This is a genomic window from Pseudoduganella sp. R-43, from assembly GCF_049913255.1.
Lineage (GTDB): Bacteria > Pseudomonadota > Gammaproteobacteria > Burkholderiales > Burkholderiaceae_D > Rugamonas.
Genome location: NZ_CP183988.1, coordinates 6195465 through 6213165, shown reverse-complemented (window position 1 = coordinate 6213165; position 17701 = coordinate 6195465). Strand labels below are relative to the sequence as shown.

Here is a 17701-nt window from a genome sequence, read left to right as displayed (position 1 = left end):
TGCGGCGCAGCTCCTTGATTAATGTGCAAGAAAGTGTAATGCTCGGCGCTTTCCCGGGTGTTCGGATTCCGACCATGCATGCACCACTTCCCGTCGCGCCGAAGCGGCGAAAACCGACACAGTCGCGCGCCCGCGCCACGGCGCAGGCCATCGAGCAGGCTTTCGTGCAACTGCTCGTCGAGAAAGGCTATGCGCAGGTCAGCATCCGACAGGTGCTGGCGCTGGCTGGCGTTGGCGCCGGCAGCTTTTACGAGTACTTCGCCAGCAAGGAAGCGCTGGCCGCAGTCAGCATCCGCCAGCGGGTGCGGGCCATTGCCGATGCGTTGCAGCAGTCGGCGCAGGCGGCGGCCGGCCTGCCGCTGCCGGAACGGGTCGACGCGCTGCTGGACGCGCAATTACAGGCGCCGCTGGCGGAACCCGAACAGTGGGCGGCCTTGTTTCATCTGGAGCGCCAGATTTCAAAGCCGCAGGCGTTCCGTGAGCTTTACCGGGAGTTCGTAGCCACGTGGGAGCGCGGCCTGGGCGCGGGCGCCGACTGGCCGGCCGGCGCAACGTTGGAGGATGCCGCCTTTGCCGCGCATGCCATCGCTTACAGCCTGGTGTCGCAGACCTTGATGGCGCGCAGCGAGCGGCCCGATGCGGCTGCGCTGCGGGCCCTGGTGCGGCAGGCGGTGCATGGTTATCTGTCCGTGGTCGCGCCGCGCGCGTACCGGGGCTGTCTGGTGTTTTGAGAGGAGAAAGCATGGCAAGCAGGAGGCAGGTGTTGGGCGTGGCAGCGGGCGTGCTGGCGTCCGCGGTGGCGCGGGCGGGGGCGGCGGAAGCTGGGGCGGCTGGCGCCGCGCCTGCTGCACCGCTGGCGATTGGCGAAACGTTCACGATGGAGTCCAGAATCCTCGGCGAAATGCGCCGCATCAACGTCTACTCGGCGCGGGCCTGGAACGTGAAGCCGGATGCGCCGCTGCCGGTGCTGTTCATGCTGGACGGCGGCGTGGCGGAAGACTTCGTGCACACGGCAGGCCTGCTGCAAGTATCGGTGGCCAGCCTGGTGATGCGCTCCTTCATGCTGGTGGGGATCGAGAATACGCAGCGGCGCCGCGACATGACCGCTCCTACCGAAAACCCGGAAGACAGGAAGATTGCCCCCGTGGTCGGCGGCTCTGCCGCGTTCCGCCGCTTCATCCGCGAAGAACTGATGCCGCAGGTGACAGCACGCTACAACACCACTGGAGAGACCGCGCTGATAGGCGAATCGCTGGCTGGCATGTTCGTGCTGGAAACCTTCCTGCAGGCGCCGGAGATGTTCGACACCTTTATCGCCATTGACCCGACGCTATGGTGGAACAACCGCCAGATCCTGAAAACCGCCGCCGGCGCGCTGCGCGCCCGCAAGCGCCTGGACAAGACCCTGTTCATCGCCACCAGTGGCGAGAAAGGCCAGCCGGAATTGGCGAAACAGCTGGAGCAGGCGCTGGGCAGCGTGCAGCTCGACGGCCTGCACTGGCAAATGGCGCCAATGCTGGAAGAAACGCATATGACGATCGGCCATCCGGGCGCGATGCGCGCCTTCCGCTCGGTATTCAAGCCGGCTGCGTGAACTGCGCCTGCAGGAAGCAGGCGATCTTCTGCTGGGTAGTCGGCAGGTAAGGGATGTTCAGGTGATCGGAATCGGGAATGATTTCGTCGTGGTGCAGGCAGGCCAGCTTGCTGACCAGCTCATTGGTGTGCGAATGCGGCACGATATCGTCGCTTGCCGCGCGCAGCACGTAGGTCGGCGCCGCCAGTTGCGTCGCGTGCTTGACCGATTCGAAGCGATGCTGCAGCAGCATCGACACCGGCAGCGCAGGGAATTTACGCTGCGCCAGCGCCAGGATGGAGTCGTACGGCGTGATCAGCACCGTGGCCTGCACCCGCCGCTGCATCGCCAGCTGCACTGCCACGCCGGAACCAAGGCTACGCCCCACCACCGCAATGCGGGTCGGGTCGACCTTGTGGTGCTTGCACAGCCAGTCGAGCTGCATGCAGGCGTCGGCAACCAGCATTTCTTCGCCGGGCTCGCCGTGCGAATCGCCATAGCCGCGGTAATTCAGGGTCAATACCGTCATGCCGGGGAACAGGTTCCCGGCATCGCGCACCAGCCAGGACACTTCTTCCGAGCGCCCGCCGAAATACACCACGGCAGGCCGCACGCCCGGTTCGCGCGGCGTCATCAGCCAGCCCGCCAGACGCGTTCCGTCGTCGCCGCGCAACACGATTGCACGTGTGCGGTGGCCGCTGCTGCGCGGGCTTTGTACCTCGCGCTTGACGGTGGGATTGAACAGCAGCTTGCGCTGGCCGGCCATGAGGAGGGCCGTCAATCCAGCCCAGACGAAACCCACGGCGCCAGCGGCGGCGGCCACTTTGCGTGAATTGTTCATGTGTCTTAGTATGCTCCTAATGCTGAGCAAACTGCGTTAAGCAACGCACCGATGTCAGATTGTGGCAACACACTTGATAGGATGACCATGCCCACCATTGATCCGCGCGTCGACGAGTACATCGCCAAGTCGGCCGAATTCGCCCAGCCCATCCTGACCCACCTGCGGGAAGTGATCCACGCGGCTTGTCCTGAGGTGAAGGAAACCATCAAGTGGAGCATGCCGAACTTCGACTACCACGGAATCATCTGCAGCTTTGCCGCCTTCAAGCAGCATTGCGCCCTGAACTTCTGGAAGGCTGAATTGCTGATTGCGGCCGAGAATGACAAGGGCAAGGAAGCCATGGGCCAGTTCGGCCGCATTACCTCGATCAAGGACTTGCCGCCGAAGAAAGAGCTCACTGCCTACATCAAGAAGGCCATGAAGCTCAACGAACAGGGGACCAAGGTCGCGCGTCCGAAGGCAGCGCCGCGCGAACTGGTGGTGCCGGATTACTTCATCGCTGCGCTGGAAGCCAACCCGGCTGCATATGAGGTCTTTAACGAGTTTTCAACCAGCGCCAAGCGCGATTACTGCGACTGGCTGACCGAAGCAAAGACCGAGGCCACGCGCGACAAGCGCATGGCCCAGGCGGTCGAGTGGATTGCCGAGGGCAAGAAGCGGCATTGGAAGTACGAGAACTGCTAGGCACCGCTCAAGGCATCACCATCAGCTGCAGGCCCGACGCCGTGCCCGGCGCATGGTAGACGCGCTGGGTGGCCTTCACGAAGTCTTCCGGCTTCGCGTTCGGGATGTTGGCGAAGGTCTGCGGGTTCAGGTCGACCAGCGGGAACCAGCTGCTCTGCACATGCACCATGATGCGGTGGCCGCGGCGGAAAGTGTGCTGCACGTCGCCCAGCTGGTAGCTGAGCGGCTCCACCTTGCCCGGCACGAAAGGCTCGGGCTTTTCGAAGCTGTTACGGAACTTGCCGCGCAGCGGATTGCCACGCACCAGTTGCTGGTAGCCGCCCATCTTCACTGACGGCGGCGCCACGTCCGTGTGCTTTTCTTCTTCCTTGTCCTGCGGATAGTCGTTCGGGTAGACGTCGATCAGCTTGACCACGAAATCGCTGTCGGTGCCGGTGGTGGAGACGAACAGTTTGGGCGTCACCGGGCCGGCGATGGTCACGTCTTCTTCCAGCACTTCGCTCTGGTACACCAGCACGTCGGGGCGCGTCGAAGCAAAGCGCTGGTCGGAAACCATGTACTCGCGTGGCACGCCGGTCGCCGGATAGCCGATATAAGGCACCGGCCTGCGCGGGTCGCTGATGTATTCGTCGAAGCCGCCGCCGGCAGCAGGCTGGGTCCAGCCAAGGGTGCCGTTCGGGCCCAGGTATAGCATCTTCGCCTTGGCCTGCACCGGCGGCCATGCGCTGTACTGGCGCCAGACGTTGGTACCGGTCTCGAAGGTGTTGACGGCGGCAATCGGCTGCGCCGGCTTGACGCCCTTCAACTGCTCCTCGAAGAAGGGGAACAAGAGCTTCTTGTTGAAATACTCGCTGGTCTTGCTGTCGAATTTCACGTGGCCCAGGCGCTTGCCTTCGCCGCTGGCCCAGCCGCCGTGCGACCATGGGCCGATTACCAGGCCGTTGTAGATGCCCGGGTTGTTCTTGCCGACGGCGCGGTAGATCGAGAACGGTCCTGCCGGGTCTTCCGCATCGAACCAGCCGCCGACGGTCATCACGGCGGCCTTGACGTTCTTCATGTGCGGCGCCAGGTTGCGCGACTTCCAGAATTCGTCGTAGGTGTCGTGGTCGATGGTCGGCTTCAGGTAGGCCAGCTGCTTGGGCTGCATGCCGGCCAGGATGTTCGACATGGTCAGGCGCTGCAGGAAGTAGTCGTAGCCGCTGGTGGTGCCGTAATCGAAATCGCTCCAGCTCTTGGGCAGGGGTGATGGGTTCTTTTCTTCCGTGAAGGCGGCGTAAAAGTCGAAGTTAGCCGCCAGCATGAAGGCGCCGCCATGGTAGGAATCGTCGCCCATGAACAGGTCGGTGACCGGCGCCTGCGGCGAGGCGGCCCGGATCGCCGGGTGCGAGTCGATGATGCTGGCTGCTGTGTAGAAGCCGGGATAGCTGATGCCGTAGATGCCGACCTTGCCGTTGTTGTTGGCCACATGCTTGAGCAGCCAGTCGACCGTGTCGTGCATGTCGCGGCTTTCATTGCCTTCGCCCGGCTCCAGCGCGGTCTTGGCATGCGGCGTCATTTCCTGCCACTTGCCTTCGGACATGTAGCGGCCGCGCACGTCCTGCTTGACGAAGATGTAGCCGGCGTCGCTGAAATCGGCCGAAGGGCCGAGGCGGCGCGGGAAAAAGTCAGGTCCGTACTGGAGCTGGCCGTCGACATTCACGCCCGCGCTGTAGGGCGTGCGTTCGATCAGGAAGGGATAGGACTTGCCGGCATCCTTCGGCACGTAGACGGCCGTGAACAGGCGCACGCCGTCGCGCATGGGGATGCGGAATTCGTACTTGGTGTAGGAGGAGCGCAGGTCCGGCTTTTCATCAGGCGCCGCGTGGGCGGCGCCTGCGAAGGCCAGTGCAAGGGAAAGGGCGAGGGGGCTGAGTTTGGAAAGCATGATTCCTTTATTATGCCGGTGCCAGGGCCCAATACGCTGCGCGTGTCAGGAGCTGGCACCGGGACTTGAGATGCCGGTTCCAGGGCCCAACACGCTACGCGTGTCAGGAGCTGGCACCGGGGTTACTTAGATTTCTCCCGGTCGAAGACGGGCTCGCGATTCGTACAGGCGCAGGGCGGCCAGTTTGCCGGCGTAGATGGCGCTGTCGCCGCGCGTGGTGCTGTTCATTACTGCCAGCGACATATGCTTGTCGGCTTCCTTCAGGTTGCCCAGTGCGAAAGATGCCTTGGCCAGCCAGAAGTGGAACTCGTGGTAATACGGAGCACGCTGTACTTCGCGCACGAACATCGAGCGCGCTTTCTGGTAGTCCCCTTCGGCCATTGCTTTCTGTCCGATGTGGAAGAAGTAGAAGGGCGGGTAGGGTTCCAGCCGTGCCAGCTCGGCCTTGTATTTGGCCGCTTCGTCCTTCTTGCCCAGCGCATTGGCGACTTCGGACAGGTTGAACAGGATCACCGTATTCAGAGGATCATGCTGGTGGGCGAAGCGCAGCGTCGTTTCGGCCATCTGCATGTCGCCGTGGCGCTGGTAGACGGTGGACAGGGTGTTGTACCCCATCAGGAAGTTGGGCTCGTATTCGATGGCGGCGCGGGCCCACCAGTAAGCCTCGTCCAGCTTGCCCTGTACCAGCGTCTCGGCGGCGCGGTTGTTCATGTACATGGCCACCACGGTGCGCTGCGAAATGATTTCGGTCGGCATCAGCTCGGCATCCGGCGGCGGCAGGAAGTCGATGACAATCGAGCGCATGGTATCGTAGGTACGCTCCGATACAGGATTTGGCTTGCTCAATACCAGGTTGACGTGGCCGCTGCTGAAGTACAGCGAACCGGAACGGCTCCAGGTGTCTTCACTGGTGATGCGCTGGAATTGCACCTCCAGCCCCAGTTCCTGGGCGAAGGCGGCCGTCATGATCACCAGCGACATGCAATTGCCGGCGCGCGCTGCAAAGGCCTCGGCGGCCGTGCGCGTTGTTTCGGAGTCGTATTCGAGGCGAAGCTGGTCGCGCTGGTACAGCGCTTCATACAGAGCCTGGTGCTTCGACTTGCCGCTTAGCGATGAACGCAGCCTATTCGCATAGGCCTTCATTTCCGGCGACAGTTCAAAGACTTGCTCCGGCGTGATCATGTCGGCCGGCTTGCGGAAGGCTGCGTCGGTGAAGAGCGCGCGTTCAGGCGTTGAAACTGCCGGCGGACCGCTTGCGCAGCCGGCCAGCAATGCAGCGAAAATCAATGTTGACAGTAGTTTCATGGTGGCGTCTCCTCACCTCTATGAAACAAGTATGTGCGCGTCTCAGGGGGCTGTCAATTCGACGGTAATGTCGTCGATCCCGAGGGTCGCCAGGGCGTCGCGCAGGTCGTCGATCTCCGCTTCCACCTCGTCGCCCACGTCCAGGCGGCGGTCTGCGTGCGCCAGCTCGCCGGCCGCGCCGATCAGTTGCACGCCGAGGGCCGCATCGTCCTCGGTCTCCACCAGCGTGATGATGGCGCGGGCCGGGCCCTGGCCGTCCAGCGCGGCGCCGAATTCGGCCATCATGGCCAGCATCCAGTGTTCGGATTTGCCTTGCTGCAGGGCGCCATGGAACAGGTCCTGGTAGAGGAAGTTCAGGCGCAGTTCGCCGGCGCGTCCGGCGCCGGCCAGGCAGCGCTGCACCAGCGGCGCGGCGGAAACGGTCCAGTCCTGGTAGCGCTGCATGCGCGCTTCGAACCAGGCGTCCTGCTTTTTGCCGGCTGCCGGCATGGCGTAGAACGGGTCGTCGGCACGCTTCAGGGCGAAGCCGAGCAGGAAGCGCAGCTCGACAGCTTCGTCGTCGGCGCCGAACGCGGCCGGCTGCCAGCCGGCGATGCTGCGCAGCAGGGCCGGGGCTTCGGCGACTTTCTTGTCCATCATGGCCGCTGCCGCTTCGTGCACCATGGCGTTCAGCTGGCTGGCGCTGATGCGTTCCATTTCGGCCAGGTCGTAGGCGTGCTGCACCAGCACCACCCTGGCTTTCGGGCTTTCCAGGCCGGCGCCGGTAAAGCTGTCCAGCAGGGCAGCATACGCCGCTTCGTCCAGGAAGCCTTCCGCTTCGCGCAAGCCACCCTGGCTGTGCACGAAGACGGGGATGGCAAAGGCGTTGATTTCCATTTCCGGACCATCGCCCTTGCGCAGCAGGACGGTGCCGGCGTCTTCTTCGATCGCCTCCTTCAGCGTGCGATAGGCAGCGACATCCTCGCCACGCGCCAGTTCGATGGCACCATACAGGATGGCGTCCTTGCCCTGGCGCAGGTAGCGCCGCACGGCGTGGCGCAGGTCATCTTCCTGTGCCAGCGCGAGGCTGAACAGTTCCTGGCTCAGGGTTTCATCTTTGTCGGCTGGAGGTGTATTGGGCTTGCGTGGTGCTGGGCGCTTGTTCTTTGTCTTTTGCATGCGGCTCAGTGTTCAATGTGGAAGGTTTCGTGCAATTCGTCCAGCAGGTCGGCTGTTTCGTCCTCGTTCATGCCGAGGTGGCGGCAGGCGGCCTCGCCGCCTTTTTCCCATTCCAGCGACGCGCTGTTGCCGTGATAGCGCTGGATGGCGCGTTCGGCCAGCACCGCGCCGGCGACCAGGGAGCGGATCGCGTCGTCGGTGGCGTCGTCGCACAGCACTTCGTAGTCGTGGTGGTGCAGGATGGCCCAGGACACGTCCGGCGACAGGCCCCAGTTGCGCGCCAGCAGGCAGCCGATGGCGGCGTGGTTGGTCGTGTGGCGGGCATCTTCGATCTCGGTGAACTTGCGGCTGGCGGCGCCGTTGCAGATGTCCAGCGTCTGCCCGTAGTCTTCAAAGCGCGCCATCAGGATCGGGATGCCGATGTCGCAGAACAGGCCGAAGGTATGGGCGATATCGGGCGGCGCCAGGCGCAGCTTGCGGGAAATGAAGACCAGGGCCTGGGCGCGGCAGGACGACACTTCCCAGAACTGGTTCAGGGCCGGGTTGTTGGCGCCGACCGCTTCGCGCGCCAGGATGCCGGTCAACATGGCAGCGCACTGGTTGATGCCGAGGAAGTTGATGGCTTGCTCGACCGACTTGGCCTTGCGCGTGGCGCCATAGAACGGCGAGTTGGCCAGTTTCAGCAGGGCGCCCGACATGCCGACGTCGTTGCCGATGATGCGGGCGATGGCGCGCGGCGACGGGTCGTCCTGCGCCAGTTCGCGCTGCAGGTCGACCAGCAGGCTGGGACGCGGCGGGATGCGGATGGAGCGCAACAGCGCGTCTTCTGCGGTCGTATTGTGGGCCGGGAGCCGGGCTGCTGCTGTTGTCATTTTGCTTCGAATGTTGTTCTGCTGGCGGGCCCCGTCATTATCGCCTGTTTTTTGCCTGCAACCCGGGGCACGAATGAGTTTTTTTTCATGCATAAATAACAGGATTGCTACAATCGATAGCATGTCTTCTCACATTTTGGCTGGTATTGATTTCAGCGCTCCCGCACAGCAAGTGGCGCGCCGCCTGATCGGCGTGACGGTGCTCGTCAATGGCGTTGGGGGACGTATTGTCGAGGTGGAGGCGTATGACCGGGAAGATCCGGCGTCACACGCCTTTGTCGGCGAAACGGCGCGCAATTTCGCCATGTTCGGTCCCCCTGCCCATGCTTATGTCTACCTCTCGCATGGCATCCACTGGTGCATGAATTTTGTGTGCCGGGAAGAGGGGCACGGCGCCGGGGTGCTGATCCGCGCCATCGAGCCGCTGCAGGGCATCCGGCAGATGCAGGCGCGGCGCGGCATGGACGACGTGCGGCTGCTGTGCTCCGGGCCGGGCCGGCTGGCGCAGGCGATGGGCGTGACGCGCGAACTGAATGCCATGTCGCTTGGCGCGGCGCCGTTCGAACTGCTGCCGCGCAAGGGGCGGGTGCAGGTCGTGGTCGGGCCGCGCATCGGCATTTCAAAGGCGGTGGATGTTCCCTGGCGTTTCGGCCTGGCTGGTTCGCCGTTTGTCAGCCGCCCATTCCGCTAAGCCCTGCCGCGCGCGCATCGGGCTGCCCGCCACGCGGCGCTCGCCGCCATGCGCCACGTCGCGCCAGTCGTCCAAGCCGATCGCTTCCGCACCGCCGCCACTGCCCGCTGCGGCGCCTTCGCTGCCGTGCGCTTCGCCCCAGCCGGGCGCCATCTCGTCGCCCAGTTCAAACACGGCGACCGCCTGCGCCAGCCCGGCCGCCTGTTCCTGCAGGCTGGCGGCGGCGGCAGCCGCCTGTTCGACCAGGGCCGCATTCTGCTGGGTGACGTCATCAATCTGCCCCACCGCCTGGTTGACCTCGGTGATCCCGCGCGCCTGCTCCGCGCTGGCATCGCTGATGCGCTGGATAATGCTGCCAACCTGCCGTACCGAGGCCACGATATCCCCCATGCTGCCCCCGGCAACGCCCACCGATTCCGCGCCGCGGTCGATGGTCGCCACCGAAGCGTTGATCAGCGCCTTGATCTCGTGCGCCGCCGTGGCGCTGCGCTGCGCCAGCGTGCGCACCTCCGCCGCAACGACCGCAAACCCGCGACCCTGCTCGCCCGCCCGCGCCGCCTCCACTGCAGCGTTCAGCGCCAGGATGTTGGTCTGGAACGCAATCCCGTCGATCACGCCGATGATCTCGACAATCTTGCGGGAAGAAGAGCGAATCGCCTCCATGGTCTGCACCGCATCCGACACTGCCGCGCCGCCGCGCGCCGCCAGTTCGTTGGCATTGGCGGCCACCTGGCAAGCCTCGCGCGCATGGTCGGCATTGCTGCGCACCGCCGCCGCCAGGCTGTCGACGGCGCTGGCCGTTTCCTCCAATGAGCTGGCCTGCAGCTCGGTGCGTGCCGACAGGTCCATATTCCCGGTCGCGATCTCGCGCGACGCCAGGTCGATCTGCTGCACCGCGCCGCGGATGGCGCGGATGGTGCCGTTCAGTTGCGCCACGCTCCCGTCCAGCGCCCGCGCCGTATCGGCAATTTCATCGCGACCGCGCGCCGGCGGGCGCGCTGCCAGCCGGCCCGACGCCAGGCTGCGCACGCCATCGCCGATGGCATGGATGTCCCGCAACAGTGCGCGCCGCACCAGCATCGACACCGCCAGCGATAGCGCCACCGACAGCAGCAGCAAGCCGGCCATCGTCATGCCCAGCAGGCGGAACTCCTGGCGCGCGCCGACATAGGCAGCCTCGCTGAGGGCTTTTTCCTGCGCAGCCAGTTGCGACAGCTGCAGGTCCAGCGCCGCAAACTGGCGCTCCGCCTTGGCCATGGCATTGGTCGCGATCGACTGGTCCACCTGCGCCAGTTCGATGGTCTCCTGCACCGCCTTGCGATAGCTCGCCAGTGCCTGCTGCGAGCCTGTCAGCAAGCCGCGCTCGTCGGGCGCCGCCTCGCGCCCCAGCTGCTCCAGCCGCGTGCCGACTGCAGCATGCCGGTTGCGCAGCTGCGCCGTCAGTGCGTCCAGCCGCGCCTGCGCAAAGCTGCCGTTGATCCAGGCCAGGAGCTGGTAGATATTGGCATGCGCCATGCGCGCCTCGCCCGCCACGTCGGCCACCGCCTGCAGCCGCGCCGCGCGCAGCTGCACCAGGTTTTCCATCGATGCGTTCTGCCTTACCATGCCGAACCAGGCGCATGCCGCTGTCGCCAGCAGCAGCGCCAGTACCACGCCCGGCGCCAACAACAGCTTGGGTCCAATCCGCAGTCGGTTCAGCATGGCCGCCTCCTACTTTTTGTAAATGCCTGCTTCCAGCACCGCATCGCCGACGCGCTGGATGTAGGTGGTCTTCGGCTCGATCTTGCCGGTGGTGGGGTTTTTGTACATGTAGTCGACCCAGCCCTTGCCCTTGCGGGCAGCCAGTTCGATGATCTCGCGCCGGTACTTCTTGCCGCTGGCATCGGGCACATCGGTCAGATCCTTGCCGACGATGGTGGGATTGACCGGGTGCGCCAGCACGATGCCCGACTGCAGGTCGCGGATATCGACGTACAGCGCGCCCTGGATGAATTCAGGATCCTTGGCGGAGATCTTCTCGATGAACTTGTCCTTGCCATGCTGCTTGATGAAGGCCGCGCCTTTTTCCACCATGGCGATGGCGTCCTTTTCGGTCGGCTCGCTGGCTTGGGGCGCCGCCATGGCGAGGAAGAGCAGTGGTGCTAGCAGGATGTGTTTCATGCCGGTCTCCTTGGCTGGGATGGAAGCCCAACTGTACGTCTGCACACCTGGTCGGCAATTGCGCAAACGCAAGCTCGTAGGATTTTTCCGGCTGGGCATTGAGCTACGGCAATAGGCCGTTTCTTAATCGGACCATCATGAAGTCCTAGCCCACCCACCCAGGAGTACGCCATGACCGCCGATGCCCTGCCCAAGTTCAAGCCATACACCCGCCAAACCATCCGCCAGGCGCCGCAGTGGGAACTGCTGACGCCCGAGCAGCAGGAAGCGGTGCAGGTCATCTCGCATGTGCTGCCGTTTCGCACCAACCAGTACGTGCTGGACCAGTTGATCGACTGGGACAATATCCCGGACGATCCGATCTACCGCCTGGTGTTCCCGCACCGCGACATGCTGCCCGCGCACGAATACTGGCAGCTGCGCGACCTGGTCCTGGTCAGGCAGGATGACGCAGCCGCGCAACAGCTGGTGCGGCAGATCCGCCTGCGCATGAACCCGCACCCGGCAGGGCAGATGACGCACAACGTGCCGCGCGTGAACGATGCCCCCTTGCGCGGCCTGCAGCACAAGTACAAGGAGACGGTGCTGTTCTTCCCCAGCGCGGGCCAGACCTGCCACGCCTACTGCACTTTCTGCTTCCGCTGGCCGCAGTTCGTCGGCATGGACGACATGAAGTTCGACGCGCGCGAAACCACGCAGCTGGTGGAGTACCTGAAGATGCACAAGGACGTGACGGACGTGCTGATCACGGGCGGCGATCCGATGATCATGAACACGCGCTCGATGGAGGAGATCATCGCCCCCCTGCTCGCGCCCGGCCTGGAGCATATCCAGAACATCCGCGTCGGCACCAAGTCCGTGTCGTACTGGCCGCAGCGCTATGTCAGCGACCGCGATGCCGACGACCTGCTGCGCCTGTTCGAGCGCGTTGTCGCAGCGGGCAAGAACATGGCGATCATGGGGCACTACAACCACGCGGTGGAGTTGCGGCAGGAAGTAGCGCAGCAGGCGGTCAAGAGGATTGTCGGCACCGGCGCCACCTTGCGCATGCAAGGGCCCTTGATCAGGCATATCAACGAGGACGCGGCCAGTTGGGCGGAGCTGTGGCGCACCGGCGTGAGGCTGGGAGCGATCCCGTATTACATGTTCGTCGAGCGCGATACGGGGCCGCGCGAGTATTTCCAGTTGCCGCTGGCGCGTGCGCACGAGGTGTTCCAGCAGGCTTACCAGATGGTGTCCGGACTGGCGCGCACGGTGCGCGGCCCCTCCATGAGTGCATTTCCCGGCAAGGTGGTGATCGACGGCGTGGCCCAGGTCGGCGGCGAGAAGGTGTTTGCCCTGCAGTTCCTGCAGGCGCGCAATGCGGACTGGGTACGCAAGCCCTTCTACGCCAAGTACGACCCGACCGCGACCTGGTTCGACCAGCTCCGGCCGGCGTTCGGACGCGACAAGTTCTTCTTCGAGGAGGGCGAGCAGGGAGCCGGGCATGTACCGGGTGTGGCAACGGTGCCGGTGCTGCCGCGCCGGGTGATTCCGCTGGTCGCATAGGAGCATGCGATGCGCGCGCCCGCCGCCACTCGCGATGCGCAAGCGGCAGCGCCGCTTCCCGGTGATTGGCGCAGGCGATGGGCGAGAGCGCCTGCGCGCTGGTGGTGCGGGCGCGAGCGGGTGCCGGGCACCTTGTCCGGTCCCGCCACGCTGTTCCTGGTGTTCATTCCCTTCGCGCTGGGACACTATATCTCCTGGCTGCTGCGCAGCGTGAACGCCATGCTGGCGCCGCAGCTCGTGGCGCAGGCAAACCTGACGCCGTCGCAGCTTGGCATGTTGACCAGTACCTACTTCCTCGCCTTCGCGTTCGCCCAGCTTCCGATCGGCATTGCGCTGGACCGCTACGGGCCGCGCCGCGTGCAGTTCGTGCTGCTGCTGATCGCAGCCATCGGCACGCTGGCTTTTGCGGGCGGCAGGGATTTCGCCGGCCTTGCGATTGCACGCGCGCTCATGGGGTTTGGACTGGCGGCCTGTTTCATGTCGGCCATCAAGGCGCTTAACACCTGGCTGCCGGCGCACAAGCTGCCTTCTGTGCAAGGCTACCTGATCGCTGCCGGCGGCCTGGGCGCGGCAACGGCCACTTTGCCCGTGCGCTTGGCCTTGCACCATATGAGCTGGCAATGGCTGATGATCGCGCTGGCCGGTGCCTGCATCGCGGTCGCTTTGTTGATCCTGTTTCTCGCTCCGACCCCGCCGGCCGCGCCACCGCGCCCGTTCACCCGCAGCGCACTGGTGGAAACCTTCACCCACCCGGTATTCCGCGAGACCGCGATGCTGGTGCTGCTGCCGCACACGGTCTTCTTTGGCGTGCAGGGATTGTGGATAGCGCGCTGGCTGGCCGATGTGCCCCGCTACGGCGAGCAAGCTATCGCCTGGCTGCTCTACCTTGGGATGGCGGCGGTGATCTTCGGCTCGATCGCGGTCGGCATGCTGACCGAATGGGCGGCAAAGCGAGGCTGGCGCACGCTCGATATTGCGGCTGCGGGAATACTGGTCTTCGTGCTGTTGCAATGTGCTTTCGCATCAGGCTGGCGCCCGGCGCAGCAGGTGCTGCCGGTGTTGTTCATGCTGGTCGGCTGCGTCACCGGAATGGAATATTCCATCGTGGCGCAAGCGATGCCGCCAGCATTGACGGGGCGCGCCTCGACCTGCCTCAACCTGCTGATCTTCATCGGCGCCTTCATCGTGCAGGCCGGCTTCGGCCAGGTGATCGGCTTGTGGCGGCCATCGCCGCTGGGGAATTACCCGGCCCTGGCCTATCAATGCGCTTTCGCTTTGCTGGTGCTGATCCAGTTGCCGGGCCTGTGCCGCTACCTGCTCCGACGCTTCCGGTAGAATGTCGCCTTCAACACGAAGGAAGATTTATGAAACTGGTTCGTTACGGCCGTATAGGCAAAGAAAAACCTGGCCTGATCGATGAATTCGGCAAACTGCGAGACCTGTCCGGCGAGATCAGCGATTTCGCCGGCGCCAACCTGTCCGACAAGGTACTGCGCAAGCTGGCCAGGATCGATCCCGAAACGCTGCCGGTGGTGCGCGGCAATCCGCGCTTTGGCGTGCCCGTTGCCAAAGTGGGCAAGTTCATCGGCGTTGGCTTGAACTACGCCGACCACGCGAAGGAAGCCGGCCTGCCGATTCCGAGCGAACCGATTATTTTCATGAAGGCGATTACCTGCCTGTCCGGCCCGGACGATCCGATCATGCTGCCGAAAGGTTCGAAGAAGACCGACTGGGAAGTGGAACTGGGCGTGGTGATCGGCACCCGTGCGCGCAATGTCAGCGAGGAAGACGCCGAGAAGCATATCGCCGGCTATTGCGTGGTGAATGACGTGTCCGAGCGCGAGTTCCAGCTCGAGAGCGGCGGCACCTGGGACAAGGGCAAAGGCTGCGATACCTTCGGCCCGGTCGGCCCGTGGCTGGTGACGCGCGATGAGGTGTGGGACCTGGACAAGCTGGACCTCTATCTCGAGGTGAACGACAAGCGCATGCAGACCGGCTGCACGGAGACCATGATTTTCAAGGTGCCGCAGCTGGTGGCCTATATCTCGCGCTTCATGACGCTGGAGCCGGGCGACATCATCGCGACCGGCACCCCGCCCGGCGTTGGGCTGGCGCGCAAGCGCTTCCTGAAGAAGGGCGACTTCGTGCGCCTTGGAATTGCAGGCCTTGGCGAGCAGCAGCAGGACGTCATCGGTTACCAGGAGTTCTAAAGACTTGGCCTGCGACGGCCGCGAATCGGTGTCTGACCCTGCGGGTCAGGCACCGTCTTGCGGGTTTTAAGCCGGCCGCACGCGAAGCAAGGCCCGCTCCAGCCCATCGCTCAAGCGCGCCACAATCTGCTGCAAATCCGCCTCTGTCGCAATGAACGGCGGCGCCAGCAGCACATGATCCCCCCGCCGGCCGTCGATGGTGCCCCCCATCGGATACACCATCAACCCGCACTCCATGCAGGCATCCTTCACCGCGGCATGCAGCCGCAAGTCCGGATCGAACGGCCGCTTGCCCTCCCGATCCTGCACCAGCTCCAGGGCCAGCAGCATGCCGCGCCCCCTGATGTCCCCCACGTTCGGATGCAACGAGAACGCATCGCGCAGCATGCGCTTGAACGACGCTCCGCGCACAGTCACCGCCCCCAGCAGCGAATCGCGCCGGATCACCTTCTGCACCGCCAGCGCCGCCGCTGCCGCCACCGGATGTCCCACATAAGTATGCCCATGCTGGAACACGCCGCTGCCTGAGCGAAGGCGCTGCACGATATGGTCACGCGCAACCACCGCACCGATCGGCTGGTAGCCCGCGCCCAGCCCCTTGCCCAGCGCCACGATATCGGGCACCACGCCTTCCTGCTCGATGGCATACAAGGTCCCGGTGCGTCCCATGCCGCACATGACTTCATCGGCGATCATCAGGATGCCATACTTGTCGCACAGCGCGCGCACGCCCTTGAAATAGCCCGGCGTCGGCGGCACCGCGCCGCTGGTTGCGCCCACCACCGTCTCCGCGCAGAAGCCGATTACGTGTTGCGGCCCCAGGTCGAGAATCTTGGCCTCCAGCTCCTGCAGCAGGTTGGCCGTGTACTCGTGCACATCCTGCCCGGCGCGGCGCTCGCGGTATTCAAAGCAGGGCGATACGCGCGCCACGTCCATCAGCATCGGCTCGAAATGGCGCCGGCGATACTCGTTGCCGCCCAGGGCCAGCGCGCCCAGCGTGTTGCCGTGATAGCTCTGGCGGCGGGCGATGAACACGCGCCGCTCCGTTTGGCCATGCTCGACGAAATACTGGCGCGCCAGTTTCAGCGCTGTCTCGATGGCTTCCGATCCGCCCGATACCAGATAGGCATAATTCAAGTCGCCGGGCGCATCCTGCGCCAGCCGCTCGCCCAGTTCTTCCGCCACCTCGGTAGTGAAGAAAGAGGTATGCGCATAGGCTGCCACCTTGAGCTGCGACTGCATGGCCGCCAGCACGTCCGGATGGCTATGCCCCAGCGAGGAGACAGCGGCGCCGCCGCTGGCATCGAGATAGGTCTTGCCCTCGCTGTCGCGCACTTGCATTCCGAAAGCGCAGACGGCTACGGGCGGCGTGCGGCGCAGGTCGCGGTGGATCAGGTGGGTCATGGCGGCTCCTCGCAGGATTGGTCGTCCAAGGACATTAGCGCGCGTGCCGCGGCCGTGTTTTGATTTTTCTCCTGTCCTGTGCGACCATTTGTGGCTATGAGTGAACGACTAGGACCTATTCCCCCATCGGAGATGACAGCCGAGCAGCGCGCCGCCGCGCAGGCAGTCATCGATGGCCCGCGCGGCGCGTTGTATGGCCCCTTCGTGCCGCTGCTGCACAGTCCCGAACTGATGGCTTGCACCCAGCGGCTCGGCGAGTACCTGCGCTACCGCAGCGCGATCGGCACCCGCCTGACCGAGCTGGCCATCCTGGTCACTTCGCGCCAGTGGGACCAGCAGGTGGAATGGGCGATCCACGCGCCGATTGCCGCGCAGGCAGGGATTCCGCAAGCCGTGATCAACGCCATCGCAGCACGTCAGGCGCCGGCCGGCTTGCAGCCGGACGAGCAGGCGGTCTATGATTTCTGCCATGAACTTCACAGCACCAGGCAAGTCAGCGACGCCACTTGGGCGGCGGCCATGCTGCAATTCGGCGAAAAGGGCGTGACGGACCTGATGGGCATCAACGGCTACTACACCTTGCTGGCCATGGTGATGAATGGCGCGCGCTCGGCAGCGCCGCCGTCGACCGCAACTCCCCTCGCAATATAGCCTTTGTGTGCGCGGGCTAACGGAAGCCCGGCGCCTGGCGCGGCACCATCGATAGCGCTGCTTTTTCCGGGGAGCGAACGATGCCTGACCGCCGAAGTTTCCTGCAATCCGCGCTGGCCGTCGTCGGCGCCACACAAGTGCCGGCCGCGACGAGCGCAGCGCCGCCCACCGCCGCGGCGGCACCCGCTGCGCCACCGCGGCCGGTCCACCTGAACATCAATGGCCGAGATTACAGCCTTTCGCTTGAGCCGCGCGTGACGCTGCTCGATGCGTTGCGCGAGCATATCGGCCTGGGCGGCACCAAGAAGGGCTGCGACCGCGGCCAATGCGGCGCCTGCACGGTCCTGGTCGACGGCCGCCGCATCAACGCCTGCCTGACGCTGGCCGTCATGCATGAAGGCCAGCGCATCACCACGATCGAAGGGCTGGCGCAGGGCGACGCGCTGTCGCCGCTGCAGCAAGCGTTCCTCGAGCACGACGCCTTCCAGTGCGGCTACTGCACGCCGGGCCAGATTTGCTCCGCCACGGCCTTGCTGGAGGAGGTGCGCGCCGACGGGGCAGGTTTCACCGATGATGAAATCCGAGAGCGCATGAGCGGCAATATCTGCCGCTGCGGCGCCTATCCCAATATCGTCGCCGCCATCCGCGAGGTGGCGCTGCGGCGCAGCTGAGCGAGC

17 protein-coding genes are annotated in these 17701 nt (G+C 64.7%); 9 read left to right on the top strand and 8 right to left on the bottom strand.

Going from position 1 to position 17701, the window contains the following annotated elements:
- Positions 1 to 23: 23 nt before the first annotated feature.
- Together ACN9M3_RS28400 and ACN9M3_RS28395 are read left to right on the top strand one after the other, a co-directional pair.
- The gene (locus tag ACN9M3_RS28400) at positions 24 to 731 is read left to right on the top strand and encodes a TetR/AcrR family transcriptional regulator (RefSeq protein WP_426319349.1); all 708 of its coding nucleotides are present in this window, start codon (positions 24 to 26) and stop codon (positions 729 to 731) included.
- Positions 732 to 742: 11 nt separating this feature from the next.
- Positions 743 to 1594 carry an alpha/beta hydrolase gene (locus ACN9M3_RS28395; RefSeq protein ID WP_426165156.1) on the top strand — a complete coding sequence of 284 codons (852 nt, stop codon included), beginning with the start codon at positions 743 to 745 and terminating at the stop codon, positions 1592 to 1594.
- On the opposite strand, the gene ACN9M3_RS28390 is transcribed toward ACN9M3_RS28395, so the two are convergent.
- A complete protein-coding gene (locus ACN9M3_RS28390; RefSeq protein ID WP_426165154.1) occupies positions 1578 to 2414 on the bottom strand; it encodes an alpha/beta hydrolase in 837 nt (278 codons plus the stop codon). The two genes, ACN9M3_RS28395 and ACN9M3_RS28390, sit on opposite strands and share 17 nt — an antisense overlap.
- Before the next feature lie 87 nt (positions 2415 to 2501).
- Here ACN9M3_RS28390 and ACN9M3_RS28385 point away from each other — a divergent pair, with 87 nt between their 5' ends.
- Positions 2502 to 3101, top strand: coding sequence for a YdeI/OmpD-associated family protein (locus ACN9M3_RS28385; RefSeq protein WP_426319348.1), 600 nt, complete (start codon positions 2502 to 2504; stop codon positions 3099 to 3101).
- A gap of 7 nt (positions 3102 to 3108) precedes the next feature.
- Here the strand turns inward: ACN9M3_RS28385 and ACN9M3_RS28380 are convergent, their stop codons facing one another.
- From ACN9M3_RS28380 to ACN9M3_RS28365, 4 genes are all read right to left on the bottom strand, one after another.
- Positions 3109 to 5025 (bottom strand): CocE/NonD family hydrolase, encoded by a 1917-nt coding sequence (locus ACN9M3_RS28380; RefSeq protein ID WP_426319347.1) that lies wholly within the window; start codon positions 5023 to 5025, stop codon positions 3109 to 3111.
- A gap of 126 nt (positions 5026 to 5151) precedes the next feature.
- Complete coding sequence (locus ACN9M3_RS28375; RefSeq protein ID WP_426319346.1) at positions 5152 to 6330, bottom strand: tetratricopeptide repeat protein; 1179 nt, start codon at positions 6328 to 6330, stop codon at positions 5152 to 5154.
- A gap of 42 nt (positions 6331 to 6372) precedes the next feature.
- The gene (locus ACN9M3_RS28370) at positions 6373 to 7488 is read right to left on the bottom strand and encodes a hypothetical protein (RefSeq protein WP_426165146.1); all 1116 of its coding nucleotides are present in this window, start codon (positions 7486 to 7488) and stop codon (positions 6373 to 6375) included.
- A gap of 5 nt (positions 7489 to 7493) precedes the next feature.
- Positions 7494 to 8360, bottom strand: coding sequence for an HDOD domain-containing protein (locus ACN9M3_RS28365; protein ID WP_426165144.1), 867 nt, complete (start codon positions 8358 to 8360; stop codon positions 7494 to 7496).
- A gap of 121 nt (positions 8361 to 8481) precedes the next feature.
- On the opposite strand from ACN9M3_RS28365, the gene ACN9M3_RS28360 reads away from it, so the two are divergent.
- Complete coding sequence (locus tag ACN9M3_RS28360) at positions 8482 to 9051, top strand: DNA-3-methyladenine glycosylase (protein ID WP_426165142.1); 570 nt, start codon at positions 8482 to 8484, stop codon at positions 9049 to 9051.
- Here the strand turns inward: ACN9M3_RS28360 and ACN9M3_RS28355 are convergent.
- Positions 8980 to 10752 (bottom strand): methyl-accepting chemotaxis protein, encoded by a 1773-nt coding sequence (locus tag ACN9M3_RS28355; RefSeq protein WP_426319345.1) that lies wholly within the window; start codon positions 10750 to 10752, stop codon positions 8980 to 8982. The genes ACN9M3_RS28360 and ACN9M3_RS28355 overlap by 72 nt on opposite strands.
- Positions 10753 to 10761: 9 nt before the next feature.
- Positions 10762 to 11211, bottom strand: coding sequence for a cache domain-containing protein (locus ACN9M3_RS28350; protein WP_426319344.1), 450 nt, complete (start codon positions 11209 to 11211; stop codon positions 10762 to 10764).
- Between the two features lie 171 nt (positions 11212 to 11382).
- Between ACN9M3_RS28350 and ACN9M3_RS28345 the strand changes: the two genes are divergently transcribed.
- Genes ACN9M3_RS28345 through ACN9M3_RS28335 form a run of 3 tightly spaced genes read left to right on the top strand, consistent with a single transcriptional unit; the run spans position 11383 to position 14969 of the window.
- Positions 11383 to 12759, top strand: coding sequence for a KamA family radical SAM protein (locus ACN9M3_RS28345; RefSeq protein WP_426319343.1), 1377 nt, complete (start codon positions 11383 to 11385; stop codon positions 12757 to 12759).
- 9 nt (positions 12760 to 12768) lie between these two features.
- Positions 12769 to 14094, top strand: coding sequence for an MFS transporter (locus ACN9M3_RS28340; protein ID WP_426319342.1), 1326 nt, complete (start codon positions 12769 to 12771; stop codon positions 14092 to 14094).
- Between the two features lie 29 nt (positions 14095 to 14123).
- Positions 14124 to 14969, top strand: coding sequence for a fumarylacetoacetate hydrolase family protein (locus ACN9M3_RS28335; protein ID WP_426319341.1), 846 nt, complete (start codon positions 14124 to 14126; stop codon positions 14967 to 14969).
- A 66-nt stretch (positions 14970 to 15035) separates the two neighbouring features.
- Here the strand turns inward: ACN9M3_RS28335 and ACN9M3_RS28330 are convergent, their stop codons facing one another.
- Positions 15036 to 16373: an aspartate aminotransferase family protein gene (locus tag ACN9M3_RS28330; protein WP_426319340.1), complete on the bottom strand. Its 1338-nt coding sequence runs from the start codon at positions 16371 to 16373 to the stop codon at positions 15036 to 15038.
- A gap of 96 nt (positions 16374 to 16469) precedes the next feature.
- Between ACN9M3_RS28330 and ACN9M3_RS28325 the strand changes: the two genes are divergently transcribed.
- Positions 16470 to 17024, top strand: a complete 555-nt coding sequence (locus ACN9M3_RS28325; RefSeq protein ID WP_426319339.1) for a carboxymuconolactone decarboxylase family protein — start codon at positions 16470 to 16472, stop codon at positions 17022 to 17024.
- A gap of 80 nt (positions 17025 to 17104) precedes the next feature.
- Complete coding sequence (locus tag ACN9M3_RS28320) at positions 17105 to 17695, top strand: (2Fe-2S)-binding protein (RefSeq protein ID WP_426165126.1); 591 nt, start codon at positions 17105 to 17107, stop codon at positions 17693 to 17695.
- Positions 17696 to 17701: the final 6 nt, after the last annotated feature.